The following is a 2103-nucleotide window of genomic DNA, read 5'->3' as shown; positions in this document are numbered from 1 at the left end:
GATGAAGACTTCCGGCAAAGCTACGTCTTGAACGTTAAGCTTGTCGATAGCCTCCTGAGTGACCGGGGCAGTTACCTCGACCAAACGCGGAAGCTTTTCGAGTTGCTCTCGTCCCAGTTCGAGAGCTGCGAGGACTTTTTCGATGCCTATTACACCAGCGGTCGCGATGTTGCAGGACTTCTTTCCGGGCTAGTCAAAGCTTGGAAAGGTCTAGTTCCAACTGTCATTGCGAGCCCTAATAATATCTCCCACGTCACCCAACTGGTCTCGAACCTACCGGAAACCTCGCTCAGACAGCTCGCAAGGGATTTTGAGGAGTTACCGGAATTTGTTTCCGCGAACCTTCCAGAGATTCTGGTGAATTCACCCGAACTCGAACCGGAACGCCTTGCATGTCTCGACTTTGAGATCAAAGATCTTGCAGCAATCAAAGAACACTCTGAAATTGTACGTGTCATGTTCGAGGAGGAGCTTTTCGAACTCACGATCTCGAATCTGGAGTATGTCTACCAAGAGATTTTGGGAGAGAACGATCTAGAGTCCCTACATGAAAAGAACTTCACGACTATACGTTCGACGAATAGTGCACCCTTGATTAATCGAGTAGAGCGCGATTTACATCGATACCTCCATGAGATTCTCTTGGAGCTTCAAGAAAACTCAAAGGAGGTTGCCTCCGCAATTCTAGACGTGATACGCCACGATGATATTGATCATGATGATCTTCGAGAGTTTCTTGAACGACAGACAGCTCAGTTGCCATCTTTGGAGGACGTGCCTGAAAGATTACAGGCGATGCTGTTCGACCAAAGCGTGATCCAGCCAACTTGGGAAAATTGTTTGGCCTTCATGGAAAGTGAAGGATTCGAGGCGAATAGCTTAATTGGTTATCTTGATCAAGAGATGGTTCGTGCTGCCATCCTGGAACACCCAATACCAAGCGACACGGATTCACGGCAACTGCGTTTATTCATATTTAACGCAGGCTCTCTATCTGATGCCGCCTATCAAGAATACGCTCGCGCCCTGCCGAGGCCAATCCAGACCCTACCGGAAGCACTCGAGCCGGAAAAAATTCGAATCCTTATAGATGAACGAAAAGTCTCATTTACTCAGGAAAACCTTGACTGGCTCGCCGACACCAGGCCTTTGCAGGTACGATTCGTAGCGATCAACATGGATGATTATCTGGCCGATCCAGAAAACCTTGTAATCGATGATGACCTTCGAGAGGAGCTGCTTCAATCTGAAATCGATAATGCAGCCAAGCTCCAGATAATCGAAATGATGGACCTCGAAGCGCTAGTCGATCTTCCCGAACGTACAGCTCTTATAGGCTCGATTCTTGGAAAAACCGACGCCAACATAGCCAACTTAAATGGGAGTGTTGCGCAATCTCTGATAACGCATTCCACGTCGATTGCGATGCAAATTTCACTCTTTAACAAATTTCAGTTTCTCATGACGGACGATGAAGTGCGTCATGTATTGACCAATCTACCGAAACCATTTTCTGAGATAAGAACTGGGCGTAATACGCCGAAACTGAAAAATACTCGTGAGAATCAGGACTTGGTCAGATGGCTTGATTCAAGACATATTATTTCGTCATGGAGTGAGAGGAGCGTCTTCAATGACGACATAAGGGTGAATCTATACAGGAGCTGATAAACGGCTTCTAGATTCTGCACTGTCTCGACGTCCGCGTTATGCCGCCCAGAATGCCACACACTGAACAAGCGCTTCGGGCCAGCTCTTGCATGCCGGTAATTGAACGATATCGAAGGGTCCACCAATAGACTAGCGCATTAGCAAAAGCCCGATCTACGCCCAGTGCCTAAGGCGGTGGCGTTATGGCGGAACCTGGAATCTAGTACTCCTTGACACCCTATTGCACCTTGCTAGACTCCGACTTGGCTGCAAGGAGCGTGGTTAGCTCTGAATGATAGTCACGCAAGGGCGCGCAGGCCCGGCAAGGATGCCTCGGGAATTCTGAAAGATATCCCAAGATCTTCATGGATGAGCAAGGAGCGATCAATGAGCGGCAAAAAAGTCGTCCTGGTCGGAGACCTCGGTACGGATCACCAAGGTTTCCCACCCACC

General features: G+C 48.5%; 1 pseudogene. It reads left to right on the top strand.

Annotation, left to right across the window (positions count from 1 at the left end):
- A pseudogene (locus tag ACN0IC_RS15130) lies at nt 1–1668 on the top strand (ATP-binding protein); the annotation flags it as partial.
- Nucleotides 1669–2103 lie beyond the last annotated feature (435 nt).

This window comes from Litorimonas sp. (assembly GCA_029936425.1).
In the GTDB taxonomy this organism is placed as follows: domain Bacteria; phylum Pseudomonadota; class Alphaproteobacteria; order Caulobacterales; family Maricaulaceae; genus Litorimonas.
The sequence above is the reverse complement of the archived record's forward strand: the minus strand, read 5'-3'. Positions and strand labels throughout refer to the sequence as shown.